Here is a 24,072-nt window from a genome sequence, read left to right on the forward strand (position 1 = left end):
GGAGTCTCGCCTGCCGAGCCCTCGGTGGGCGAGACTCGGGGCCTGGGCGCCGGCGCCGCCGAGCCCGACACGTCGAGGACGCACCGAGGAGGAATGCCATGACGACCGCCGACGGACCCCCGCTGATCACCCTTCGCCGCGGCGACATCACCCGCGTGGACGACGTCGATGCGATCGTCAACGCCGCGAACTCCACCCTGCTCGGCGGCGGCGGGGTCGACGGCGCGATCCACCGCGCCGCCGGCCCCGGCCTGCTCGCCGAGTGCCGCACCCTGGGCGGCTGCGAGACCGGGGACGCGAAGCTCACCGGCGGGCACGACCTGCCCGTCCCGCACGTCCTCCACACCGTCGGCCCCATCTGGTCCGCCCACGCCGACGAGGCCGGACGCGCCCGCCGCGACGCCGAGCTCGCCTCCTGCTACCAGCGCTGCCTCGAGGTCGCGCACGAGCAGGACCTGCACCGCCTCGCCTTCCCCTCGATCTCCACCGGCGCCTACCGCTTCCCCCTCGACCGCGCCGCCCGGATCGCGATCGCGAGCCTGCGCGAGACCGCGGCGCGGCTCGGCGGGCGCTGGGAGCTGCGCCTGGTGCTGTTCGACGACGAGACCCTCGCCGCCTACGAGCAGGCGCTCGACGAGAGCTGACCCGGAAGGCTGCAGCGCCGGACGCCGGACGCCGGACGCCGGGCGCCGGACGTCGGACGCCTGGCGCCCGGTGCCCGGCACCTGGCGCTGACGCCGACGCTCGCCGCTCGGCGGTCGGTGAGCGGGGCCGACGGTCGGTGCCGGAGAGGGACCGCGGCCGGAGAGCGGCTACCGTCGGGGGATGACCGCGCCGTCCGACCCCGAGCCCGATGCCGGATCAGGCCCCGAGCCCGACTCCGCCTCCGAGCACGACACCTTCTCTGCTCCCGCGTCGCCGCGGACCCGCCGCCACGACCCCGGGCGCCGTGACCGCATCATCGACGCCTGCCTCGAGGTGATCGCCGAGCACGGGGTCGCCGGCACCTCGCACCGCCGCGTCGCCGCCGCGGCCGACGTGCCGCTGGGCTCGATGACCTACCACTTCGAGGGCATGGACGAGCTGCTGCGCGAGGCGTTCACCCGCTTCGCCGGGGAGGCCGCCGCCCGGGTCGAGGCCCGCACCGCCCGCGCGGAGACCCTCCAGGAGGCGGTCGCCGGCTTCGAGGCGAACATCGACCAGGACGTCTTCGGCACTCAGGGCGAGCTCGTGATCACCCTCGAGCTCTACACCCTCGCCGCGCGGCGCCCCGAGTTCCGCGAGATCACCAGCGCCTGGATGGCCCGCACGCGCGCCTGCCTCGAGCCCTTCGTCGACGACGGGACCGCCGCGCTGCTGGACGCCCTCAACGAGGGCCTCGTGATCCAGAAGGCCCTCCACCTCCGGCCCCCGATGCCGGACCTCGCCCGTGAGGGCGTGGCCCGTCTGGCCGCCGGGGCGCAGGAGCGCCCGCACCGAGCGGACTGAGAGGTGCGGGCCCGGCGTCGGCCCGTGGCCGGGCGTCGGTGCCGGGCGCGACCCCGTCAGCCGACGGTGCTCTGCTCCCGCTCCGGGACAGGAGCGCTCCGCCGTCGGGCGGGGAGCACCCCGGCCAGCTGCACCACCGCGAGGCCCGCCAGCGGCACCGACAGCAGCCCCGCGCGCAGCCCGAACGCATCGGCTACCAGCCCCACCAGCGGCGGCGAGGCGAGGAAGCCCAGCCGCATCAGCCACGAGACCACCGTCAGTCCGGTGCCCGGACGCAGCCCCGGCAGCGCGTCGGCCTGCGCCATCGCCGAGGGGACCAGGCTCGCGCTGCCCAGGCCGGTCAGCGCGAAGCCGGCGATGGTGCCCGGCACGGAGGGGAGCGCGAGCGCGAGTCCCATGCCGAGCGCGATCAGCGCGCCCCCGCCGCGCGCCACCGCCCGCTGCCCGAGGCGATCCACCAGCGGGTCCGCGAGCAGTCGGCCCACGAACTGCGCCCCGACCAGGGCGACGAACCCTGTGGCCGCGATCGTCGAGGCGGCGCCGAGGTCGCGGGCGAGGTAGAGGGTGGCCCAGGAGTTCCCGGCGTCCTCGACCAGGGTCCCGGCGATCGCGATGAGCACGAGCGCGCCCAGGATCGCGGCGGTGCGTCCGCCGCGCGGGACCGGGTTCGGAGCGGGTGCGTCGGTCGAGGCGGGGTCCATCGGCGCGACCGCAGGCGCGGCGACGTCGTCGACATCCCTGCCCGGCAGCGCGGCACGACGCGCGAGCAGCGCGACCACGGAGAAGAGGATCCCCGAGAGCAGCAGATGAGTGCGCAGCGGCATCTCCAGCGCGATCGCTGCGGCGGCCATCGCCCCGCCGATCACCGCGCCGAGCGACCACAGGGCATGGAATGAGTTGATCGCCGAGCGGCCCAGATGGCGCTGGACCCGCAGGCCGTGGGCGTTCTGCGCGACATCGGTGAGGGCGTCGAACGCCCCCGCCGCCAGCAACGCGAGGGCGAACCACAGGGCCCCGGGCGCCCAGGCGGCGGCGAGCAGGCCCGTCGCGGTGAGCACGGTGCCGAGCGTCGCGAGCGCGGCCGAGCCGATCCGGCGGATCAGCGCGCCCGCGGCCAGCCCGGCGAGGATCGCCCCGGCCGGGAAGGCGGCCAGCGCGAGCCCGTACACGGAGTTCTCCATCCCCAGCTGCGCCTTGACCTCCGGATAGCGGGGCAGCAGGTTCGCGAGGAGAGCGCCGTTGGTGAGGAAGAGGGCGCCGACGGCGAGGCGCGCGCGGCGCACGACGGGCGCGGGAGGAGTCACTGGCATGCGTACGAGCGTACGTAGTGAGTGGAGGTGCTGTCGACCGGACGCTCGACGGCCGCCGCGTCGGCGCTCCGCTGTGACCCCCGTCTCGTCGATGTATGGGGAGACAGGCACGTGCATGTTCACTCACCGAACGTCCCGTGACCGCCCGGCTCCGTACGCGTACTCTGGCCCCGCTCCGCCCTCCCGACCCCGAGGGCCCCGCGATATCGGGCCCCCGGGCCCCTGAAAGGACTGCGATGCTCGACTCGACGCTCCAGGACACCTTCGACCGCGTGCTCCGCCGCAACCCCGGCGAGCCCGAGTTCCACCAGGCCGTCCGGGAGGTGTTCGAGTCTCTCGAGGTCGTCCAGTCCCGGCACCCGGAGTACCAGGACCACGGGATCCTCATGCGCCTGTGCGAGCCCGAGCGCCAGATCATCTTCCGCGTCCCCTGGGTCGACGACGAAGGGACCGTGCAGGTCAACCGCGGCTTCCGCGTCGAGTACAACTCCGCGCTCGGCCCGTACAAGGGCGGCCTGCGCTTCCACCCGAGCGTCAACCTCGGGATCGTGAAGTTCCTCGGCTTCGAGCAGATCTTCAAGAACTCCCTGACCGGCCTGCCCATCGGCGGCGGCAAGGGCGGCTCCGACTTCGACCCGCACGGCCGCAGCGACGGCGAGGTCATGCGCTTCTGCCAGTCGTTCATGACCGAGCTGCACCGCCACATGGGCGAGTACACCGACGTCCCCGCCGGCGACATCGGCGTGGGCGCCCGCGAGATCGGCTACCTCTTCGGCCAGTACAAGCGCCTGACCAACCGGTACGAGGCCGGCGTGCTCACCGGCAAGGGCCTGGACTGGGGCGGCTCGCTCGTGCGCAAGGAGGCCACCGGCTACGGCGCGGCCATCTTCGCCGACGAGATGCTCAAGGCCCGCGGCAAGTCCTTCGAGGGCCGCCGCGTCGCCGTCTCCGGCTCCGGCAACGTCGCCCTCTACGCGATCGAGAAGTCCCGCCAGCTCGGCGGCCTCCCGATCACCGCCTCCGACTCCTCCGGCTACGTCGTCGACGAGAACGGGATCGACCTCGAGCTGCTCCAGCAGATCAAGGAGGTCGAGCGCGGTCGCATCCACGAGTACGCCGACCGTCGCGGCGAGGGCGCCCGCTTCGTCAAGGGCGGCAGCGTCTGGGACGTCCCGGCCGACATCGCCCTGCCCAGCGCCACCCAGAACGAGCTCGACGCGGACGCCGCTCGGACCCTCGTGAAGAACGGCGTGCTCGCCGTCTCCGAGGGCGCGAACATGCCCTGCACCCCCGAGGCCGTCACCGTGTTCCGCGAGGCCGAGGTCGCCTTCGGCCCCGGCAAGGCCGCGAACGCCGGCGGCGTCGCGACCAGCGCGCTCGAGATGCAGCAGAACGCGAGCCGCGATGCGTGGAGCTTCGAGCACACCGAGGAGCGCCTCACGCAGATCATGAAGAACATCCACACCACCTGCCTCGAGACCGCCGAGGACATGGGTCGCCCCGGCGACTACGTGCTCGGCGCGAACGTCGCCGGCTTCCGCAAGGTGGCCGACGCGATGATCGCCTTCGGCGTCATCTGAGCCGAGCCCGCTCCGGCCACGACGCCCGTCCCGCATCCCGCGGGACGGGCGTCGTCGTGCGGGGGCCTCCCGGCTCCATGCAGCACCCGGTACTGTCGGCCCCTCACGACTGTCGTGACTCAGGTCACCGCCCCCCAATTGCGAAAGATTCTCATTCGCTGATAGCTTCCTGGCATGCACCTGATGAGAAACATTGTCATGAAGCGGCGAGCCGTCGCCCTGCTCGGGGCGGGCGTGCTCGCGCTGGCCGCCTGCGGCTCCGGCTCCGACGGCGGGGGCGACGGGGCCGGGGCCGCCGAGTCCCCGTCCTCGGACCGCACCGAGGTCGGCGCGCTCAGCCCCCGGATCGTCCTCGCCCATGAGGGCGGCGTCGTCACCCTCGACTCGGCCGACGGCTCCGTGCTGAACGACACCCCGCTCGAGGGCTACGTCCGCCTGAACCCCGCCGGCGACGGCCGCCACGTCGCGGTCAGCGCGTCCGACGCCGTGACCATGTACGACACCGGCCTGCTCGCCCAGGGGCACGGCGACCACTTCCACTACTACGTCCAGGACCCGGCGCTCACCGACCTCTCCGTCGAGGCCCCTCACCCCGGTCACGTCGTCCCCCACGGCGACCGCACCGCGATCTTCGCCGACGGCACCGGCGACATCACCCTGATCGACCCCTCCACCCTCGGCGACGGCGAGCTGTCCGTGCTCGAGGAGACCGCGACCGAGGATCCGCACCACGGAGTCGCCGTGCCGCTGTCCGACGGCGGGCTGCTCACCACGCAGGGCACCGAGGACGCGCGCAGCACCGTCCAGGTCCTCGACGCCGACGGCAAGGTCGTCGCCGAGACCGACGACTGCCCCGGCGTGCACGGCGAGGCCGCCGCCCAGCCCACCGAGTCCGGCGACGTCATCTCGCTGGGCTGTGAGAACGGCTCGGTGGTCTACCGCGACGGCGAGTTCCACAAGGTCGCGATCGACGGCGACTACCAGCGCTCCGGCAACCAGAAGGGCCACGAGGACTCCCCGATCGTGCTCGCGGACCACAAGGTCGAGGCCGAGCCCGCCGGTGGCATCGAGCGCCCCACCGAGATCGCGCTGATCGACACCCGCGACGCGACCCAGCAGCTCGTCGACCTCGGCTCCCCGTACTGGTTCCGCAGCCTCGACCGCGGCCCCGACGGCGAGGCGCTCGTGCTCACCTACGACGGGGAGCTGAACATCCTGGACCCCGAGAGCGGCGAGATCCTCCACGAGGTCCCCGTGACCGGTGAGTGGGAGGAGGGCGAGAACTGGCAGGAGGCCGGCCCGATGCTCTCGGTCGCCGACGGCACCGCCTTCGTCGTCGACCCCGAGGCGAAGAAGCTCAGCATGGTCGACGTCGCCAGCGGCGAGGTCTACCGCGAGCTCGACCTGCCCGTCGTCCCGCACGAGATCCAGGTGACCACCGGCACCGCCTCCGGCGAGTACGAGGTCTCCCCGGGCGCGAGCGAGTCGGAGGGCGAGGAGGGCCACGAGGGCCACGACCACGCCGACGAGGACGGCCATGACGACGGCGCCAGCGATGCTGGCGGCGCCGAGGACGGCCACGAGGGCCACGACCACTGAGCCCACGCCGCTGAACAGCGACCACGGGGCCGGGGCCGCCCCCCGGACCATCATCGAGACGTGGCCCTGTGCTGGAATGACGACTCATTCCGACACAGGGCCACGTCTCGATCGCGTCGGTGCCCGCCTCCGACGCCGAGTGGTGCATCCGGACCGTCATGCCCAGGTCATAGCGGTCCCGATGCACCACGCGGTGTGAGGGCGGGCAGGGCCGGCCGGTGCGGATCAGCCGCGGCGGCCGGTCCTCGCGAGCACGCGGGTCTGCCCGTCGGCCCCGGCGGGCACGTCCACGGGTGCGCCGAAGATGCCGGGGGCGTAGGCATGCTCGCCCCAGCCGTCCACGGCGGCGTCGACCAGCGCGAGCTCGGCCTCGGTGAGGCGGGCATCGCGGCCCTGTGACCTGGCCAGGTCCCAGCGATGGACGATCAGGTCGAAGCCGTAGAAGTCCAGCAGCACGTCGCCGACGGTCGTCGGCCCGAAGGCCCCGTCGTGGGGACGCGCCGCCACCGCAGGATCGGCGAGGAGCGCGACGACCTCGGCGAGGTGCTCGGCCCAGCGCGCGGCCGGGTCCGCGCCCGCCCCGGCGGTCTCCTCCGCGGCGAGATCGACCCGGGCCAGGAACTCCCGCTCGGTGTCGATGACATGGGTGAGCACGTCACGGGCGGTCCAGCCCTCGCAAGGGCTCGGCGCCTCCCAGTCGGCGACCGCCTCCACCTCCGCGGTGAACGGCGTGGACCGCTCGCGCCAGCGGGTCGCGGCGTCGGGGCCGGCGGCGGGTCGTGCAGTGGTGCTCATGTCTCCTCCTTCGTCGCCGTCCCGGACGTCCCGGGCGGGCGAGGCCGACGCTACGGAGCACCCGCCGGGCGGTCTTGTGGATTCCCGACACCGCCGCCGACGGGCGCGGCCCGTGCCGACGGGTCCGGGGCGGCGCCGCCGGACACGACTACTGTGCGGGCATGGCCTCACGCGCGTCGGACGACATCGAGCGGGCGCATCTGCGCGACCCGGCCGACCGCAGCTTCACCATCCACCGCCGGCTCCCGCCCGCCTCGCTGCGCCCCTGGCTGCGCCGCTACTGGATCCCGGTCTGGGACGTGCCGGAAGGAGAGCGGGCCGAGCAGCGGGTGCTGCAGTTCCCCGTCTGCCTCGCGATCACGACCCCCGCCTACTCACGATTCGTCGGCCCGAACCCCGGGCTCTCCACCACGGTGCTCGAGGGCCGCTCCTGGGGATTCGGCGTCATGTTCGCCCCGGCCGCGGGCGCCGTGCTGCACGGGGGAGGGCTCCGCGAGCTCGCAGGAAGCCATCGCGAGCTCGAGGGGGTCACGGCGCTCGCCGGCCTCACGGCGCCGCTGCGGGAGCTGATGGCGCAGGGGCCCGACGAGGACGAGGTCCATGCGGCGTGCTGCGCGCTCGTGGAGGAGCGCATCGCCGGGCTCGGCCCTCCCGGGAAGGAGGACCTCCTGATCGACGCGATCGTCGAGGAGGTCGAGAACGACCCGGCTCTGTGCGAGGTCGGGCAGCTGTGCGAACGCTTCGGGCTCGGGGAGCGGGCGCTGCAGCGACTCACCGCCAGGCGGCTCGGCCTCACGCCCGCGTGGCTGATCCGCCGACGGCGGCTGCACGAGGCGGCCGACGGGCTGCGCGGCGACGAGGACCTCGCCGCGCTCGCGGCACGGCTCGGCTACGCCGATCAGTCCCACTTCACCCACGACGTCCGCACCGCGACAGGGTCGACGCCCGGAGAGCTCGCCCGGCGATGGCGCGAGGGGTGAGGCTCAGAACCCCAGCTCGTCCGCGCGGGCGATGATCGCCTCGGCGGTGGAGATCGCCTGGTCCACGTACGCCTCGCCGAAGAGGTGCACGTGGGCGAGCAGGCCGAAGAAGAGGTGCGCGGGCAGGTCCTGCTCCCAGTCGCCGGGCAGCGGGTGCTCCTCGGTGTAGCCCTCGAAGATCTCCTCGAGATGCGGGGCGTCGAAGAGGGAGAGCATCGCGAGGTCCTCGAGGCGGTGGCCGCCGTGCGCGGAGGGGTCGATGAGGGTCACCCCGTCGGCCGTCCACATCAGGTTCCCGGACCACAGGTCGCCGTGCACGCGGCTCGGCTCCTCCGCGCCCTGTCCGCTGATGCCGTCGTAGGCGCCGTCGGCGATCACGTCGATCGCCTCGTCGACGGTGTCGTGCCCGTCGGCGCCGAGGGTGCGGGTGACCTTGTCTGCCAGGGGGCGCAGCCGCTCCTCGGCCCAGTACACCGCGAACTCCTCCTCGACGCGGGTCGAGACGGGGAAGGGGTTCTCGAGCGGGCCGAAGAAGGCGGGGTCGGCGGGGGACCAGCCGAAGCCGGGTGCGCCGGCGTCGTGCAGGCGGGCGAGGCGTCGGCCGAACTCGCGGGCCGCCTCGGGGGTCGGTCCGACGGGCTCCAGGCGCGCCAGGCGCAGGGAGTCCTTCTCCTCCTCGAGCACCTCGACCACGGGGACGGCACCGGGCTCGGCGAGCCAGCGCAGCCCCGCGGCCTCGGCCGCGATGTGCCCCTTGGGGGCGTTCGATGCGTTCTTCACGAAGTCGCTCATGGGCCCACCGTAAGCAGAGGGTGACGTGATCGCGCCACTGTGCAGGTGGGCGATGTGGTGGGGAGGACAGTCAGCCGTCCAGCCCGAGCTCCGCGGCGAGTGTGCCCTGCAGCACCGGCAGCACCTGGCGGTGGGAGGCGCGGGTCGCGGCGCGCGAGGCGACGTGCACGAGCATCGCGGTGCGCTCGTAGGCGGTCCACGCCCGCATCCGCTCGCGCAGCGCACCGACGTCGGCGATCCCCGCGGGCACCTCGCCGAGCTCGCCGCGCGCCCGCACGTACTCGTCGACGAAGGCCGCGACCTGCTCCTCCGCGAGTGGCACGTACCAGGGCCCGCCGTGCACGGGACCGCCGATGATCGCGAGATCCCGGGCGGGGTCGTCGCCCTGCGCCCACTCGTAGTCGATGTACTGCACGCGCGGCAGGCCGGTCGACGGGTCGATGCCGTCCCACAGGATGTTCGTCGAGCACAGGTCGCCGTGGCAGAGCGCGAAGCCGTCCAGCTGCGCGATCTGGTCCTCGATGCCGGCCACCCGTGCGAGCGCCGCCTCGAGGAAGGGCTCGAGCCCGTGCTCGGCGAGCAGCGCGCCGTGCCGGGCGCGCCAGGATCCGACCTCGGCCGCCACCTCGGGCAGCAGCGCCTGGGGGCCGACGGGGACCGCCGCCCACGGGTCCTCCCCGAAGCTCACCGGTCCGCGGCCCGGGGCGGGCACGGCGTGGAGACGGGCGAGGAGGCGGGCATGGGAGCGCAGGTGCGCACCCGTCCAGGCCTCGGGCGCGGCGGCCACGCCCGGGATCTCGGTGGTGACGACGCAGGGGTTGCCGAGCGGGCTGGTCGCGGCGTCGTCGTGCACGGCGATCGGATCGGGGCCGGCCTCCGGAGGGATCAGGGTCAGCGCCGCGATCTCATGGCCCAGGTCCTGGTGCAGCTCCTCGGGGGCGACATGCGCGATCCGCACGATGACCGGAGCGTTCTCCTGCGGGGTCACGCGCCAGGCGGCGAAGCGCTCGCCCACCCCGGCCAGCGACACCCGCGCCTGTCCCGAGAGGGAGGGCGGCAGGGCGGACTTGTGCAGGCCGGGCAGGCGCAGGGGAGTGGCGTCGTCCTCGCCGAGCGGGAGCACGAGCGCGCCGCGCCGCCACGCCTCCACGATCCGCTCGCCCATCGCGGGCGAGGCGGGGTCCAGCGGCGCCGGGGTGCCGGTGCGCGGATCCGGGATCATGTCCGCTCCTCTCCGAGGGGTGGTGCGAGTCTATCGCCGCAGGCCCGCGACCTGCCCCTCCCCGCGGATACGATGAGCTGGCCCGCGCCCCCGCCCGAAGGAGACCCCCGATGGAGCTCGTCCTGCTCGCGATCGGCGTCGGCCTCGGGGTCGGGATCGTGGTCGGGGCGCTCGGTGCGGGCGGGGGGATCCTCGCGGTGCCGGTGCTGGTGTTCCTGCTGGGCATGCCGCCGCATGCCGCGACCGCCTCGAGCCTCGTGATCGTGCTGATCACGGCGCTGGCGAGCCTGCCCCACCATGCACGGCAGCGGAACGTCGAATGGCGGGCGGGACTCGTGTTCGCGGGGGTGTCGGTCGTCGGCGCCGTCCTCGGCTCGCGGCTGTCGGCCCTGGTCCCGCCCGATGTGCTGCTGACCCTGTTCGGGCTCATGCTCGCGGTCGTCGCCGCGGCGATGCTGCGCCGCGGTCTGCGCACCCGTCGGACGGAGGACGCGGAGGCCGCGGCGCTGGGCACCGTCCCGCTCGCCGACGGGGACGCCCCCATCGCCTCCCACGACGACCCGGTCCTGGACCAGCCCGGCCCCGACACGGTCGAGACGGCCGACGGGCTCCAGCACCATCACGGCGAGCCCGACCTGCCGTTCTCCCCGGCCGCGCCGCCGTCCCCGCGGCTGGGAGCCGTGATCGCCGCCGCCTCGCTCACCGGCTTCCTCACCGGCTTCTTCGGCGTGGGCGGCGGGTTCATCGTCGTGCCCATGCTGGTGATCGCGCTGGGGCTCGCGATGCGTCGCGCCTCCGGCACGAGCCTGCTGGTCATGATCATCGCGACGACTGTGAGCCTGCTGGCCCGCCTCGGCACGGACGTGCAGGTCGACTGGGCGACCACCCTGGTCTTCGCGGCCGGCTCCGCCGTCGGCGGCGTGCTCGGCGGGCCGCTCTCGGCGAAGGCGCGCCCCTCGACGCTGACCCTGCTGTTCGCGGCGCTGCTCGCGGGCGTCGCCGCGGTGACGCTGGTCGAGACGCTGCTGCTCTGAGGCCGTGCCGGCGGTGCCGCTGTCGGGGCTGAGGTCCCGGCCCGACCGCCTCGCCCGGAGCGGAGGGCGCTGCGTCGTCAGGCGCGTCGTCCGACGGGGCGCCGTGAGAGGGTGCGCCCATGACGGACACTCCCGGCGACGCCCGCATCGAGCCGCCCCTCCTCGCCGCCGAGCGCGAGTCCCTCGACGCCTGGCTCGAGTTCCACCGCGCGACCGTGCTGCAGAAGATCGAGGGGCTGGACGCCGAGCAGCTGTGCCGCCGCTCCGTGCCGCCCTCGACCCTCAGCCCGCTGGGCATCGTGCGCCACCTCGGCGTCGTCGAGGAGTACTGGCTGGGGGAGGTGCTGCTCGGCGAGGAGCGTCCCGACCCGTACTGCTCGCCGGAGAACCCCGACGGCGACCTGCTGGACGGCACCCCGGAGACCGCGCTCGCCGACGTCGCCGTCTACCGGGAGCGGGTCGCCTCGGCCCGCGCCGCGCAGGCGGGCTGGACCGATCTCGACTCTCCCGTGCACGGGCTCCTTGGACGTCGCGAGCTGAACCTCCGCTGGATCCTCACTCACCTGATCGAGGAGTACGCCCGGCACGCAGGCCACCTCGACCTGCTGCGCGAGGCGATCGACGGGAGGACCGGGGAGTGAGCGAGGCCGTCGTGGTGGTCCGCGCCGAGGTGCCGGCGCTCGCCGAGGCGCTGGCCCTGTACGACGCCGTGGGCTGGGGCGCCTACACCCAGGAGCCGGCGATCCTCGAGCAGGCGCTCGCCGGCAGCCGGCACGTCGTCACCGCCCGACGGGACGGGGTGCTGCTCGGCCTCGCCCGCGTGGTCGGCGACGGCGCCGTCATCGCCTATCTGCAGGACGTGCTGGTGCGCCCCGAGGCGCAGGGCCGGGGCATCGGGCGCCGCCTCGTCGAGGAGGCCCTGGCCCCCTTCGACACGGTGCGTCAGCAGGTGCTGCTCACCGACGCGGAACCGGGTCAGCGCGCGTTCTACGAGGTGCTCGGCTTCGTGGAGGCCCACGATCACGACCCCGGGCTGCGCTCCTTCGAGCGGCTGCGCTGAGTGCAGGGCCGACGCGGCGCGCCGCGGCCGCCCGTCGCGCCGACCCGCGGAGCGTCGGGGAGGTCAGGCGCTCGCGCCGGTCACCGTGCGCACCGCGTCGTCGGTGGGTTGTGAGCGCCCGGGGAAGGCGCCGTCCGGTGCGTCCCGGGGGCCGCGTCGGGTGCGTCCCCGGGGCCCTCATCCGGCGTTCGGCGGAGGCTGTGGTCGACTGATGGCGTGTGGCGTACCGCTACGCCTATATAGGCGTACTGGTACGCCCTGCGCCATCGGGCGACCATGAGCTGGGGAGCTGGGGCGGGCGAGGGGCAGGGAGGTCAGGCGCTCGCGCCGGTCACCGTGCGCACCGCGTCGTCGATGAGCCGCGCGGCCGTGCGCGCCGTGCGGGAGTCGATGTCGAGGGACGGGTTCAGCTCCACCACGTCCAGCAGCGCCAGCTTCCCGGAGCCTGCCGCGGTGCGGACGGCCGCGGCGATCAGCGGCAGCGGCACCCCGTGCGCGGCCGGCGCCGAGACGCCCGGCGCGACAGCGGCCGGGAGCACGTCCAGGTCGATCGTCAGGTAGAGGACGTCGAGCTCCGCGGCGAACTGCTCCACGAAGCGGGTGATCCCCTCGGCGCCGGCGGCGAGGCACTGCTCGTCGGTCCACCAGGTGACGCCCAGCCCTCGCGCCCTCTCGAACAGCGCGCCGGTGTTCGAGGGCTCCGCGATCCCGAGCACCGCATAGCGCAGCTCCCGGCCCGCGGCGTGCTCCGCCGCGGCCATCTGCGCGAAGGGTGTGCCGGAGGTGGGGCGCGGCTCCTGGCGCAGGTCGAAGTGCGCATCGAGGTTCAGCACGCCCCAGCGCTGCCCGGCCCGCGGGCCGAAGCCGGAGCCCATCAGCCCCAGGTACGAGGACCAGGCGGTCTCGTGCCCGCCGCCGAGCACCACGGTCAGGCGTGATCCGGCCCGGTCCAGGCCGTGCGCGGTCAGCGCCGCGGCCGCGGCCTGCCCCGCCTCGAGGTCCTCGCCGATGGTCTCCGCATCGCCTAGGTCGTGCAGCTGGACCTCGCCGTGCGCGAGCGGCCCGTGCAGGGCGAGCGGTGCGAGCGCGCGGCGCAGGGCCGCGGGACCGTCGGCCGCGCCGACGCGACCGCGGTTGCGCCGCACCCCCTCGTCGGAGCGGAATCCGAGCAGCGCGACGTGGTCCGCGGCCGGGTCCGGGACGGCGGCACCTGCCTCCGCGACCGCTCCCGACGGGCCGTCGCCGTCGGCCTCTCCGCGGCGCACGACCTGCACCGCCTGGTGCCATCGGGCGTGCCCAGGGCCGTCGCCGTCGTGCCGTCCGGTCCACGCGGAGGCAGGGGTGGAAGAGGTCGTCATCGAAGGCTCCTCGTCGGCTCTCCAAGGGGATAGGTTCCACCCATCATGGCACCGTGGGCCCGCCGCCGATCCGGCGCCGGAACCACGGGCGTCCGGCGCACCGGACGCTGCGGCCCTGACGGCGAGAGGCGGTGTCCGGGCAGGTCGAAGCCGGATCCGCGCACGTGGGACGATCGAGAACCGCACGACGAGACCGGCACCCGCACGACGAGGAGTCACGATGGCACGCAGCGACCGTCCGGGCCAGACCGAGGAGCGCCGACGTCTCGGCGCGAGCGACCACGCGGTCGAGGACGCCCTGGTCCAGGAGTTCGAGAACACCGTCACCGAGGGCGCGAACCGTCTGAACCGCACCTGGCGTGCCCTCGTGGTGACCGGCCTCTTCGGCGGGATCGACGTGGGGCTGGGTCTGCTGGCGATGCTCGCGGTGATGGACGCGACCGGCTCGAAGCTGCTGGGCGGGCTCGCCTTCGGCGTGGGGCTGTACGCGCTGCGGCTGGCGCACTCGGAGCTGTTCACCGAGGAGTTCCTGGTTCCGATCAACGCCATCGTGGCCGGGCACGGCACCTGGTGGCAGCTGCTGCGGCTGTGGAGCGTGACGCTGGTGACCAACCTCGTCGGCGGCTGGGCGCTGGCCTGGCTTGTCGTCGCGGCGTTCCCTCGCTTCGAGGACGTGCTGCTGGAGTCGACCGCGCAGTACATGGAGCCGGGCCTCACACTCGAGACGGCCGCCCTCGCGATCCTGGCCGGCTTCACGATCACGCTGGTGACGAGGATGAGCCAGGGCTCCAGCGAGGGCATCGCGACTCTCGCGAACTCTCTCATCTCCGGGCTGCTGGTGGTGGGGCTGGGCATGTTCCACGGCGCGCTGAGCTCCTCGGTGATCTTCGCGGCCATGCACGCTGGCGCCGAGACCACCTACCTCCAGTGGCTGGTCTGGTGCGCGTGGGTGATCCCGCTGAACATGGTCGGCGGCCTGGTGATCCTCACCCTGCCCCGGCTCGTGCGCACCTGGGAGCTGGTGCGGGCCGAGCGGGAGGCGCAGAGCCTGCGGTCCGTCGGCGGGGAGGACGGGGCAGAGCCGGCGCCGACGCGCTGAGGGCCGGCCCGTCCCGCTGCGCCTCGGGGGCGTCGGTGGCATGCTTCGGCCATGGCCACCCCGAAAGTCCCGGCGGCCGACGCGACGCTGCGTCTGCTGACCTTCCTCGCCTCGCGCCGCGCCCCCGTCGCCGCCGCGCGCATCGCCGAGGAGCTGGACCTGCCGCGCTCCCGCACCTACGACCTGCTGGCGACCCTCGTCGAGCACGGCTACGTCCTGCACCTTGACCAGGAGCGGCTGTACGGGCTGGGGCCGTCGGCCCATGAGCTCTCCGGCGCGTACGTGCGTCAGGAGCCGCTGGCCCGGATCGGCCGGCGCGTCATCGAGCAGATGGTCGACGCGGTGGGGGAGAGCGGCCATCTCGCGGTGCTGCACGGCCGTGACGTGCTCTACGTGGTCGAGGAGCGCGCCCGGAACCGGCCGAGCCTCGTCACCGACGTCGGCGTGCGGATCCCCGCCCATCTCACCGCGAGCGGCCGCGCGCTGCTCGCCCACCTCCCCGCCCCGCAGCTGCGAGCGCTCTACGGCACCGCCGCCGACTTCGCCGCCCGCACCGACGCACCCGGCCCCGCCACCCCGAAGGCGCTGCGGGAGCTGCTGACAGCCGTGCGCGCCGAGGGGATCGCGAGCGAGTCCGGCGAGGTCAGCGACGAGATGGGCTCGGTCGCCGCCGTGGTGCGTGATCACGCCGGCTGGCCCGCCGCCGCCGTCGCCCTGACCTTCGTCGAGGCCCGCGTCGGCCCCCAGGAGCGCGAGCGCTTCGCCGCCGCCGTCCGGAGCGGCGCGGAGGAGATCACCCGGCGACTCGGCGGGCGGGCGGAGACGGCGGGGACGTCCCTGACCGGAAGGTGACCGGGCGATCGCCGGGCCGTAGCGTGCGGGCATGGACTTCGTGACGATGAGCGACGGCGCCCGCCTGGCGACGTGGACCGACCCGGGGCCGGCCGACGCCCCGGCGGTGATCCTGGTCCACGGCGGCCCGGGGCTCTGGGACTACCTCGCCCCGCTCGCCGGACTGCTGGCGGGCCGCGCGACCGTGCACCGCTACGACCAGCGGCGCTGCGGGCACTCGACGGGTCCCGACGGGAGCGGCGGGGCACCGGGAGCCCCTGTCGACCCGCCCGCCGACCTCACCATCGCGCGCTTCGTCGAGGACATCGAGGAGCTGCGCCGGGCCTTCGGGCACGAGCGGGTCGCCCTCGTCGGCCACTCCTTCGGGGCGACCCTCGCCCTCGCGCACGCCGGCACCCATCCCGACCGGGTCTCCGCCCTCGGGTACGTGGACGGGGTGGGGGTGGGTGACTGGCGCACCCCGTACCGCGCCGAGCGGGCACGCCGCCTCGCGCCTTGGGCGGAGCGCTTCGCCGCGCTGGACGGACGGGAGCGCACCGCCGCGGAGGAGGTGGAGTGGCGACGTCTCAGCTGGGCGACGGACTACGCCGATCCCCGGTCCGGCTACGACCTCGCCGAACCGATGGCGACCTCTCCGCACGCGATCGCCCACCAGGTCAATCGGACGCTGATGCGCTTCGACGACATGGATCAGATCACCTGGGCGACCGCGGTCCGCTGCCCGATCACGTTCCTCCACGGCATGCAGGACCCCCGCCCCGTCGGTCCCGTGGTCTCGCTGGCCGCCCATGCCCGCGCTCCCCGCAAGAGGGTCGTCCCCGAGGCAGGGCACCTGCCGTGGGTCGAGCAGCCCGAGCGGGTCCGGGAGATCCTCGCGGAGATCGTGGCCACCGCGAGCGCGCGGAGCTGACGAGCGGCTCTGGGCGTCCGGTATTCCGGACATCACTCCGGTCCCGCCTCTCGACCCGACCCTGTGCCGGTGGTGTCCTGTGGGGAACCCCGAGACACCACTCGACGAAGGAGCCGACGATGTCCCTCCCCGGAGCCCGTCCCGTCCGCGCCGACCGCGGCACCGACCTCACCGCCAGGTCCTGGCAGACCGAGGCGCCGCTGCGCATGCTCATGAACAACCTCGACCCGGAGGTCGCCGAGCGGCCCGACGACCTCGTCGTCTACGGCGGCACCGGCCGCGCCGCCCGCTCCTGGGAGGCCTTCGACGCGATCGTCGACACCCTCAAGGACCTCGAGGACGACGAGACCCTGCTGGTCCAGTCCGGCAAGCCCGTCGGCGTGCTGCGCACGAACGAGTGGGCGCCGCGCGTGCTGCTGGCGAACTCCAACCTCGTCGGCGACTGGGCGACCTGGCCCGAGTTCCGCCGGCTCGAGGCCGAGGGCCTGATGATGTACGGCCAGATGACCGCCGGGTCCTGGATCTACATCGCCACCCAGGGCATCCTCCAGGGCACCTTCGAGACCTTCGCGGCCGTCGCCCGGAAGCGCTTCGGCGGCACGCTGGCCGGCACCATCACCCTCACCGGCGGCTGCGGCGGCATGGGCGGCGCGCAGCCGCTGGCCGTCACCCTCAACGACGGCGTCTGCCTGATCGTGGACGTGGACCGCACGCGCCTCGAGCGCCGCGTCGCCAAGCGCTACTGCCACGAGATCGCCGACGACCTCGACGACGCGATCGCCCGCGCGAACGCGGCCAAGGCCGAGAAGCGGGGCCTGTCCATCGGCATCGTCGGCAACGCGGCCGAGGTCTTCCCCGCCCTGCTCGAGCGCCACCGGGCCGGTGACCTGCAGATCGACGTGGTCACCGACCAGACCTCCGCCCACGACCCGCTGAGCTACCTCCCCACCGAGGTCGCGGTCGAGGACTGGCAGCGCGAGGCCGCCGCCGACGAGGAGGGCTTCACCAAGAAGGCCCGCGAGGCGATGGCCCGCCAGGTCCAGGCCATGGTCGAGTTCCAGGACGCCGGCGCCGAGGTGTTCGACTACGGCAACTCCATCCGCGACGAGGCCCGCCACGCCGGCTACGACCGCGCCTTCGAGGTCCCCGGCTTCGTCCCCGCCTACATCCGTCCCCTGTTCTGCGAGGGCCTCGGCCCGTTCCGCTGGGTGGCGCTGTCCGGCGACCCCGAGGACATCAAGGTCACCGACGCGGTGCTGAAGGAGCTGTTCCCCGAGAACGAGCACCTGCACCGCTGGCTCGACGCCGCCGACGAGTTCGTCGAGTTCGAGGGCCTGCCCGCCCGCATCTGCTGGCTCGGCTACGGCGACCGGCACAAGGCCGGGATGCTCTTCAACGACCTCGTGCGCGACGGGAAGGTCAAGGCCCCGATCGTCATCGGCCGCGACCACCTCGACTCCGGCTCCGTCGCCTCCCCCTACCGGGAGACCGAGTCGATGCTCGACGGCTCCGACGCGATCGCCGACTGGCCGCTGCTGAACGCCCTGACCGCCACCAGCTCCGGCGCGACCTGGGTCTCGATCCACCACGGCGGCGGTGTCGGCATCGGCCGCTCGATCCACGCCGGCCAGGTCGGCGTCGCCGACGGCACCGAGCTCGCCCGCCGCAAGCTCGAGCGCCTGCTCACCAACGACCCCGCCATGGGCGTGATCCGCCACGTCGACGCCGGCTACTCCCGCGCCGACCAGGTCGCCCACGAGCGCGGGGTCCGCATCCCGATGACCCCGGTGCGCCGGGACTGATCGCTCCCGGTGCGGCCCGCCCGTCGACGCCGCACCGGGCCCGCCCGTCCACCCCACGCCGCAGGAGGCCCTCTCATGACCTCGACCCTGCTCACCGGCATCTCCGAGCTCTGGACCCTCGACCCCGCCCTCGACGACCCGGCCCGTCCCGGGCAGGTCACCGAGGAGCAGGTGCTGCGCGAGGCCGCCCTCGTGATCGAGGACGGCCGCGTGGCCTGGACCGGCCCCGCCGCGCAGGCCCCGTCGGCCGACGAGAGCGAGGACCTGGGAGGACGGGCCGTGCTTCCCGGCTGGGTCGACTCCCACTCCCACCTCGTCTTCGACGGCGACCGCGCCGCCGAGTTCGAGGCCCGGATGGCCGGACAGGCCTATGCCGCAGGCGGCATCGGCGTGACCACCTCGGCGACCCGGGAGGCGTCCGACGAGCGCCTGCGCGCCCTCGTCCGTGCCCGGCTCGCGGAGGCCGCAGCCGGCGGCACCACCACGATGGAGACCAAGACCGGCTATGGCCTCACCGTCGCCGACGAGGCCCGCGCCGCCCGCCTGCTCGCCGCCCTCGCGGCCGACGGGGAGCTCGACGAGGTCACCTTCCTCGGCGCGCACCTCGTCCCCTCCGAGTACGACGGGAAGGACGGCCGACCCGGGGCCGAGCAGTACGTCGACCTCGTCGCGGGGGAGATGCTCGAGGCGGTCGCGGAGCACGTGCGCTGGATCGACGTGTTCTGCGAGGAGGGCGCCTTCGACCCCTCCCAGTCCGAGCGAGTGCTGCGCGCCGGCGCCGCGGCAGGCCTGGGCCTGCGCGTCCACGGCAACCAGCTGGGCCGCAGCGGCGGGGTCGCGCTCGCCGCCGAGCTCGGCGCCGCGAGCGTCGACCATCTCAACCACCTCTCGCCCGCCGACATCGAGGCGCTCGCCGCGACCGCGGCGCGGCCCGTCGCTCCGCAGCCCGCCGCCGGGACCGCGGCCGACAGCGCGGGGGCTGATGCCGGGCGCGCGCCGGGCGGAGTCGCCCCCGGCCTCCTCGCCGTCGACACGGGGCCGACGGTCGCGACCGTGCTGCCCGCCTGCGACCTCTCCACCCGCGCCCCGCTCGCCCCGGCCCGGGAGCTGCTCGACGCCGGCGCCACCCTCGCGATCGCCAGCAACTGCAACCCCGGCACCAGCTATACGAGCGCGATGAGCTTCTGCGTCGCGACCGCCGTGCTGCAGATGCACCTCTCCCTCGCCGAGGCCGTGCGCGCCGCGACCCGCGGCGGGGCCCTCGCCCTGCGCCGCAGCGATGTCGGCCACCTCGGGATCGGCGCCCGCGCCGACCTGCACGTGCTCGACGCCCCCGCCGCGATCCACCTCGCCTACCGCCCCGGCATGCCGCTGACCCACCAGGTGCGCCGCCGCGGGGAGCGGATCGCCTGACCCCGTCCCCGTCCCACCGCCCCGATGCTCCGTCACCCCGTCTTCCTGCCTCGCCGGACGCGTTCACCGGCGGAATGTGGGGACGGTTCCGCCATAGGACCGAGGATCCGCCCATACCGCCAGTGAACGCATGGCCCGCCCTCCCACAGCCCGCCCTCCCGCCCCTCCTCACCCCACGAAAGGACGACTTCGATGATGACCTCGTCCGACGCCGTTCCCGGTCCGCGCCGCGGCCCTGCCCATGAGCCCTTCGACCGCTCCGCCGCCGCCATCGCCCGGTCCGTGACCTGCGCCGACGGCACTGAGCGGCCCGTCCCGCACCGGCGCTGGCGCTTCTTCGTGTACAGCGCGATCGGGCTGGTGATGTTCTTCGTGTCGGTCGAGATCGGCGGGAAGTCCACGATCCTCGTCGACCACGCCCTCACCTTCGTGCGCTGGGTGCTGGGCCCGGCCGTGCCGTGGGTGGTGGTGGCGCTGGTGCTGCTGGGCACCGTGCGCCCCTTCGTCACCGGCTCCTGGCGCCGCGGCGCGCTGCGCACCGTCTTCGCGGTCGCGAACGTGGTGGGCCTGGTCGTCGCGGTCTGCGCGGCGCTCGGCTACTACCCGGGACCGCTCGGCAACCCCGACATCGGCCCCTTCCTGTGGGAGAAGCTCGGCATCCCCGTCGGCCTCATCGTGCCCGTCGGCGCCGTGTTCCTCGCCCTGCTGATCAACTACGGGCTGATGGAGTTCATCGGCGTGCTGGTCCAGCCGATCATGCGCCCGCTGTGGAAGGTGCCCGGCCGCGCCGCGGTCGACGCCGTCGCCTCCTTCGTCGGCTCCTACTCCCTCGCCCTGCTGATCACCGACCGGGTCTACCGCGAGGGCCGCTACACCGGCCGCGAGGCCGCGATCATCGCCACCGGCTTCTCGACCGTCTCGGCGACCTTCATGGTCATCGTCGCGAGCACGCTCGAGATCATGCACCACTGGACCCTGTACTTCTTCCTCACCCTCGTGGTCACCTTCGCGGTCACCGCGATCACGGTGCGGATCCCGCCGCTGAGCCGCGTGCCCGACGCGCCCTTCGAGGGCGTCGCGCACCAGCCCGAGCCCGCCTCCTCCGGGAACCGGCTGCGCCAGGCCTGGGACGAGGCGATGCGCGCCCTCCACGGCGCGCCGGGCGTGGTCCGCGGCACCTGGGACACCGTCAAGGACGGCGTGCTGATGGCCGCCGCGATCGTCCCCTCGATCCTCTCCGTCGGGCTCGCCGGGCTGCTGCTGGCCACGTACACCCCGGTCTTCGACCTGCTGGGCTGGCTGTTCGTGCCCTTCGCCTGGCTCGTGCAGCTGCCGGACCCGGCGCTGGCCGGCAAGGCCGTCTCCGTCGGCATCGCCGAGATGTTCCTGCCCGCCACCGTGGTCGCCGGGCACGAGTCCGAGGTGCTGCGCTTCACCGTCGGCGTCACCGCCGTCTCCCAGATCGTGTTCTTCTCGGCGCTGGTCCCTTCGGTCCTGGCCACCCGCATCCCCGTGAACGTGGGCCAGCTGGTGGTGCTGTGGTTCGTGCGGGTGGTGCTGACGATCCTGATCACCGCCCCGCTCGCGCACATGCTGCTCTGACCCGGGGCCGCCTCCACGTTCCGTCTCCGAAAGGACCCCATGACCGACACCGTCACCCTCTCCACCGCCGGCATCACCGCCGCCGACGTGCTCGCCGTCGCCCGCCGCGGGGCCCGCGTCGAGCTCGACCCCGCCGCCCGCGAGCAGGTCGCCTCCGTCCGCGCCCACATCGACGCCCTCGCCGCCGGCGAGACCCCCGTCTACGGCGTCTCCACCGGCTTCGGGGCGCTGGCCGACACCTCCATCCCGCCCTCGATGCGCCACGCCCTGCAGCGCTCCCTGATCCGCTCCCACGCCGCGGGCGCGGGCCCGGAGGTCGAGACCGAGGTGGTGCGCGCCCTGATGCTGCTGCGCGCCCGCACCCTCGCCTCCGGCCGCACCGGCGTGCGCCCCGTCGTCGTCGACACGATGCTCGCGCTGCTGAACGCCCACATCACCCCGATCGTCCACGAGTACGGCTCCCTCGGCTGCTCCGGCGACCTCGCCCCGCTCTCCCACTGCGCGATCGTGCTGATGGGGGAGGGGCGCGCCCGCGACCGCGATGGCGTGGAGCGTCCCGTGCCCGAGCTGCTCGCCGGGGCGGGGATCGAGCCCGTGCTGCTCGAGGAGAAGGAGGGCCTGGCCCTCATCAACGGCACCGACGGCATGCTCGGGATGCTGCTGATGGCGCTCGGCGACCTCGACGAGCTGGTGCGCACCGCCGACGTCACCACGGCCCTGTCCGTGCAGGCCCTGCGCGGCCGTGACACCGTCTTCCGCCCCGAGCTGCACGCCCCGCTGCGCCCCCATCCCGGCCAGGAGGCGTCGGCCGCGAACATCCTCGCCCTGCTCGAGGGCTCCGGGATCATCGCCGACGTCGCCGCCGAGGGATCCCGTGTGCAGGACGCCTATTCGCTGCGCTGCGCTCCGCAGGTCGCGGGCGGCGTGCGGGACACGATCGCGCACGCCCGCACCGTCGCCGAGCGCGAGCTCGCCGCCGCGATCGACAACCCCGTCGTGCTCGAGGACGGCACCGTCACCTCCAACGGCAACTTCCACGGCGCCCCGGTCGCGTACGTGCTGGACTTCCTCGCCGTCGTCTCCGCGGACCTCGCCTCGATCGCGGAGCGCCGCACCGACCGGATGCTCGACAAGTCCCGCTCCCACGGCTTGCCGCCCTTCCTCGCCGACGACCCCGGCGTGGACTCCGGGTTCATGATCGCCCAGTACACCCAGGCCGGCCTCGTCTCCGAGATGAAGCGCCTCGCGGTGCCGGCGAGCGTGGACTCGATCCCCTCCTCCGCCATGCAGGAGGACCACGTCTCGATGGGCTGGCACGCCGCCCGCAAGCTCCGCACCTCCGTAGAGAACCTCCGCAGGGTCCTCGCGATCGAGCTGCTCACCGCCGCCCGCGCGATCGACCTGCGGGCGCCGCTGACCCCGTCGGCCGGCAGCGCCGCCGCGATCGCCGTGCTGCGGGAGAGCGTCGAGGGGCCCGGCCCGGACCGCTTCCTCGCCCCCGACATCGCCGAGGCGGAGGCGCGCCTGGCCGACGGGACGCTGCTCGCCGCGGTGGAGGGCGTCGTCGGCGACCTGCGATGACGATCTTCACCCCGGCCGGAGCGGTCGCAGCAGGCGGGGGAGCGGTAGCCTGAGGCACGCCGTCCGGCCCCCATGGGAGCCGGGGACGGTCGCCCTTTCCCCGTCCACCGCCCGGATCCCTGCCTCCGGCGCCCCCTGAAAGAAGTCCCATGGGAGAACTGCACCTCGGCTTCGAGATCGTCGCGCTGGTCGTGCTCTGCGCGATCCTGCTCGCCGACCTCCTGCTCGTGATCAAGCGGCCCCACCTGCCCTCGATGAAGGAGTGCGCAGGCTGGATCGGCTTCTACGTCGGCCTCGCGCTCGTCTTCGCGGTGGTGCTCTTCTTCGTGGGCGGCTCGAAGCCGTCCTCGGAGTTCCTCACCGGCTGGCTGCTCGAGTACTCGCTGAGCATCGACAACCTCTTCGTCTTCATCCTGATCATGGCGAAGTTCGGGGTGCCGCGGAAGTATCAGCAGGAAGCGCTGATGGTGGGCATCATCATCGCGCTCATCGCGCGCGGCCTGTTCATCCTTGCGGGCTCCGTGATCATCGAGCACTTCGTCGGCGTCTTCTACCTCTTCGGCCTGTTCCTGCTGTACACGGCCTGGAAGCAGGCCTTCGGCGACGAGGACGACGACGCGGAGTCGCCGATCATGCGCCTGGTGCGCCGGGTCATCCCGGTCTCCGAGGAGTACGACGGCAACAAGATCCGCACGGTCGTGGACGGCAAGAAGGTGTTCACCCCGATGCTGCTGGTGTTCATCACGCTCGGCATCACCGACGTCATGTTCGCGCTGGACTCGATCCCCGCGATCTTCGGCGTGACCCGCAACCCGTTCCTGGTGTTCACCGCGAACATCTTCGCGCTGATGGGCCTGCGCCAGCTGTACTTCCTGCTCGGCGGCATGCTGGACCGCCTGGCCTACCTGCACTACGGCATCGCCGCGATCCTCGGCTTCATCGGCGTGAAGCTGCTGATCCACGCGATCCACGAGGCGCCGCTGGGCTTCATCCCCGGCTTCGACACCCTCGCGAAGATCCCCGAGGTGCCGATCTGGCTCTCGCTGAGCTTCATCGTGGTCGCGATGGGCGTGGCGATCATCGCCTCGCTCGTGGCCGCCCGGAAGAAGGAGGGCGAGGAGATCACCTCCAAGTGATCCCGCCGGGGCGGCTCCCGCCCTGCGCCGCCCGACGGGCACTGCCCGGGCACCGCTCCCGCACTGCGCCCCCGAGGTCCCACGCCGGGCCTCGGGGGCGCTTCCCTTCGTCGGGGTGCGGGGCGAGGATGGGGGCATGAGCCCGGCCCCGCAGGATCCTCTCCCGCCCCCGCCTCGGCAGGGGGCGGGGCGCCACCTGCCGCGGTCGGCGGCACGCGTCCCCGTCCCGGGACCCGTGCACGGGATCGTGCCCCCGCACCTGCTGCGCAGGATCGCCGACGGGCCGACGGGGCCGAGCGCGGACGCGGCGCGACGTTCCCTCACCCTCGGCGCCCGCACGACCTCGACCAGGGAGGTGCGGGCCGCTCGGACCGGACGGACGGACGCCCCGACGGGCCCCCGGCCGCAGTCCTCGCCGGACGCGTCGAGCGCCCCGGCGGGCCTGCTGCCGCCGCATAT

The 24,072-nt window shown here is 73.9% G+C and carries 21 protein-coding genes; 16 read left to right on the plus strand and 5 right to left on the minus strand.

Annotated elements, in window-relative coordinates; genetic code table 11:
- Positions 1 to 98: 98 nt before the first annotated feature.
- Both A4A78_RS03570 and A4A78_RS03575 read left to right on the plus strand, forming a co-directional pair.
- The gene (locus A4A78_RS03570) at positions 99 to 644 is read left to right on the plus strand and encodes an O-acetyl-ADP-ribose deacetylase (RefSeq protein WP_062947027.1); all 546 of its coding nucleotides are present in this window, start codon (positions 99 to 101) and stop codon (positions 642 to 644) included.
- A gap of 181 nt (positions 645 to 825) precedes the next feature.
- Positions 826 to 1,488 (plus strand): TetR/AcrR family transcriptional regulator, encoded by a 663-nt coding sequence (locus A4A78_RS03575; protein ID WP_082835166.1) that lies wholly within the window; start codon positions 826 to 828, stop codon positions 1,486 to 1,488.
- A 56-nt stretch (positions 1,489 to 1,544) separates the two neighbouring features.
- Here the strand turns inward: A4A78_RS03575 and A4A78_RS03580 are convergent, their stop codons facing one another.
- On the minus strand, positions 1,545 to 2,798 hold the full coding sequence (locus tag A4A78_RS03580) for an MFS transporter (protein WP_062947028.1): 1,254 nt from the start codon (positions 2,796 to 2,798) through the stop codon (positions 1,545 to 1,547).
- 236 nt (positions 2,799 to 3,034) lie between these two features.
- Between A4A78_RS03580 and gdhA the strand changes: the two genes are divergently transcribed.
- Complete coding sequence (gene gdhA, locus A4A78_RS03585) at positions 3,035 to 4,378, plus strand: NADP-specific glutamate dehydrogenase (protein ID WP_062947029.1); 1,344 nt, start codon at positions 3,035 to 3,037, stop codon at positions 4,376 to 4,378.
- Between the two features lie 174 nt (positions 4,379 to 4,552).
- The gene (locus A4A78_RS03590; protein WP_231880821.1) at positions 4,553 to 5,977 is read left to right on the plus strand and encodes a hypothetical protein; all 1,425 of its coding nucleotides are present in this window, start codon (positions 4,553 to 4,555) and stop codon (positions 5,975 to 5,977) included.
- A gap of 225 nt (positions 5,978 to 6,202) precedes the next feature.
- Here the strand turns inward: A4A78_RS03590 and A4A78_RS03595 are convergent, their stop codons facing one another.
- The gene (locus tag A4A78_RS03595; protein WP_062947031.1) at positions 6,203 to 6,772 is read right to left on the minus strand and encodes a TIGR03086 family metal-binding protein; all 570 of its coding nucleotides are present in this window, start codon (positions 6,770 to 6,772) and stop codon (positions 6,203 to 6,205) included.
- 161 nt (positions 6,773 to 6,933) lie between these two features.
- On the opposite strand from A4A78_RS03595, the gene A4A78_RS03600 reads away from it, so the two are divergent.
- Complete coding sequence (locus A4A78_RS03600) at positions 6,934 to 7,752, plus strand: helix-turn-helix domain-containing protein (protein ID WP_062947032.1); 819 nt, start codon at positions 6,934 to 6,936, stop codon at positions 7,750 to 7,752.
- Positions 7,753 to 7,755: 3 nt separating this feature from the next.
- Here A4A78_RS03600 and A4A78_RS03605 read toward each other — a convergent pair whose 3' ends face one another.
- Positions 7,756 to 8,589: a fructosamine kinase family protein gene (locus A4A78_RS03605; RefSeq protein ID WP_333489917.1), complete on the minus strand. Its 834-nt coding sequence runs from the start codon at positions 8,587 to 8,589 to the stop codon at positions 7,756 to 7,758.
- Positions 8,590 to 8,614: 25 nt separating this feature from the next.
- A complete protein-coding gene (locus tag A4A78_RS03610) occupies positions 8,615 to 9,766 on the minus strand; it encodes a phosphotransferase family protein (RefSeq protein WP_062947034.1) in 1,152 nt (383 codons plus the stop codon).
- 110 nt (positions 9,767 to 9,876) lie between these two features.
- Between A4A78_RS03610 and A4A78_RS03615 the strand changes: the two genes are divergently transcribed.
- The 3 genes from A4A78_RS03615 to A4A78_RS03625 all read left to right on the plus strand — a co-directional run bounded on the left by A4A78_RS03615 (position 9,877) and on the right by A4A78_RS03625 (position 11,860).
- A complete protein-coding gene (locus A4A78_RS03615; protein WP_062947035.1) occupies positions 9,877 to 10,800 on the plus strand; it encodes a sulfite exporter TauE/SafE family protein in 924 nt (307 codons plus the stop codon).
- 119 nt (positions 10,801 to 10,919) lie between these two features.
- On the plus strand, positions 10,920 to 11,441 hold the full coding sequence (locus tag A4A78_RS03620; protein ID WP_062947036.1) for a DinB family protein: 522 nt from the start codon (positions 10,920 to 10,922) through the stop codon (positions 11,439 to 11,441).
- Positions 11,438 to 11,860, plus strand: a complete 423-nt coding sequence (locus tag A4A78_RS03625) for a GNAT family N-acetyltransferase (protein ID WP_062947037.1) — start codon at positions 11,438 to 11,440, stop codon at positions 11,858 to 11,860. The genes A4A78_RS03620 and A4A78_RS03625 overlap by 4 nt, the downstream gene beginning before the upstream one ends.
- Before the next feature lie 314 nt (positions 11,861 to 12,174).
- Here A4A78_RS03625 and hutG read toward each other — a convergent pair whose 3' ends face one another.
- Positions 12,175 to 13,218 (minus strand): formimidoylglutamase, encoded by a 1,044-nt coding sequence (gene hutG, locus A4A78_RS03630; protein ID WP_062947038.1) that lies wholly within the window; start codon positions 13,216 to 13,218, stop codon positions 12,175 to 12,177.
- Between the two features lie 220 nt (positions 13,219 to 13,438).
- Here hutG and A4A78_RS03635 point away from each other — a divergent pair, with 220 nt between their 5' ends.
- The 8 genes from A4A78_RS03635 to A4A78_RS03670 all read left to right on the plus strand — a co-directional run bounded on the left by A4A78_RS03635 (position 13,439) and on the right by A4A78_RS03670 (position 23,613).
- Positions 13,439 to 14,317: a formate/nitrite transporter family protein gene (locus A4A78_RS03635; RefSeq protein ID WP_062947039.1), complete on the plus strand. Its 879-nt coding sequence runs from the start codon at positions 13,439 to 13,441 to the stop codon at positions 14,315 to 14,317.
- A 51-nt stretch (positions 14,318 to 14,368) separates the two neighbouring features.
- Positions 14,369 to 15,169, plus strand: coding sequence for an IclR family transcriptional regulator (locus A4A78_RS03640; protein ID WP_062947040.1), 801 nt, complete (start codon positions 14,369 to 14,371; stop codon positions 15,167 to 15,169).
- Between the two features lie 31 nt (positions 15,170 to 15,200).
- Complete coding sequence (locus tag A4A78_RS03645) at positions 15,201 to 16,079, plus strand: alpha/beta fold hydrolase (protein WP_062947041.1); 879 nt, start codon at positions 15,201 to 15,203, stop codon at positions 16,077 to 16,079.
- 119 nt (positions 16,080 to 16,198) lie between these two features.
- Entirely contained in the window at positions 16,199 to 17,881 is a 1,683-nt protein-coding gene (gene hutU, locus A4A78_RS03650) for a urocanate hydratase (protein WP_062947042.1), read from the plus strand.
- Between the two features lie 75 nt (positions 17,882 to 17,956).
- Positions 17,957 to 19,294 carry an amidohydrolase family protein gene (locus A4A78_RS03655; RefSeq protein WP_082835167.1) on the plus strand — a complete coding sequence of 446 codons (1,338 nt, stop codon included), beginning with the start codon at positions 17,957 to 17,959 and terminating at the stop codon, positions 19,292 to 19,294.
- A gap of 192 nt (positions 19,295 to 19,486) precedes the next feature.
- Positions 19,487 to 20,896: a YjiH family protein gene (locus A4A78_RS03660; protein WP_082835168.1), complete on the plus strand. Its 1,410-nt coding sequence runs from the start codon at positions 19,487 to 19,489 to the stop codon at positions 20,894 to 20,896.
- A 39-nt stretch (positions 20,897 to 20,935) separates the two neighbouring features.
- Positions 20,936 to 22,477 carry a histidine ammonia-lyase gene (gene hutH, locus A4A78_RS03665; protein ID WP_062947043.1) on the plus strand — a complete coding sequence of 514 codons (1,542 nt, stop codon included), beginning with the start codon at positions 20,936 to 20,938 and terminating at the stop codon, positions 22,475 to 22,477.
- 149 nt (positions 22,478 to 22,626) lie between these two features.
- Positions 22,627 to 23,613, plus strand: a complete 987-nt coding sequence (locus A4A78_RS03670; protein WP_062947044.1) for a TerC family protein — start codon at positions 22,627 to 22,629, stop codon at positions 23,611 to 23,613.
- The last annotated feature ends 459 nt before the right edge of the window (positions 23,614 to 24,072 follow it).

Source organism: Brachybacterium sp. sponge (assembly GCF_001613775.1).
GTDB classification, from domain to species: Bacteria; Actinomycetota; Actinomycetes; order Actinomycetales; family Dermabacteraceae; genus Brachybacterium; species Brachybacterium conglomeratum.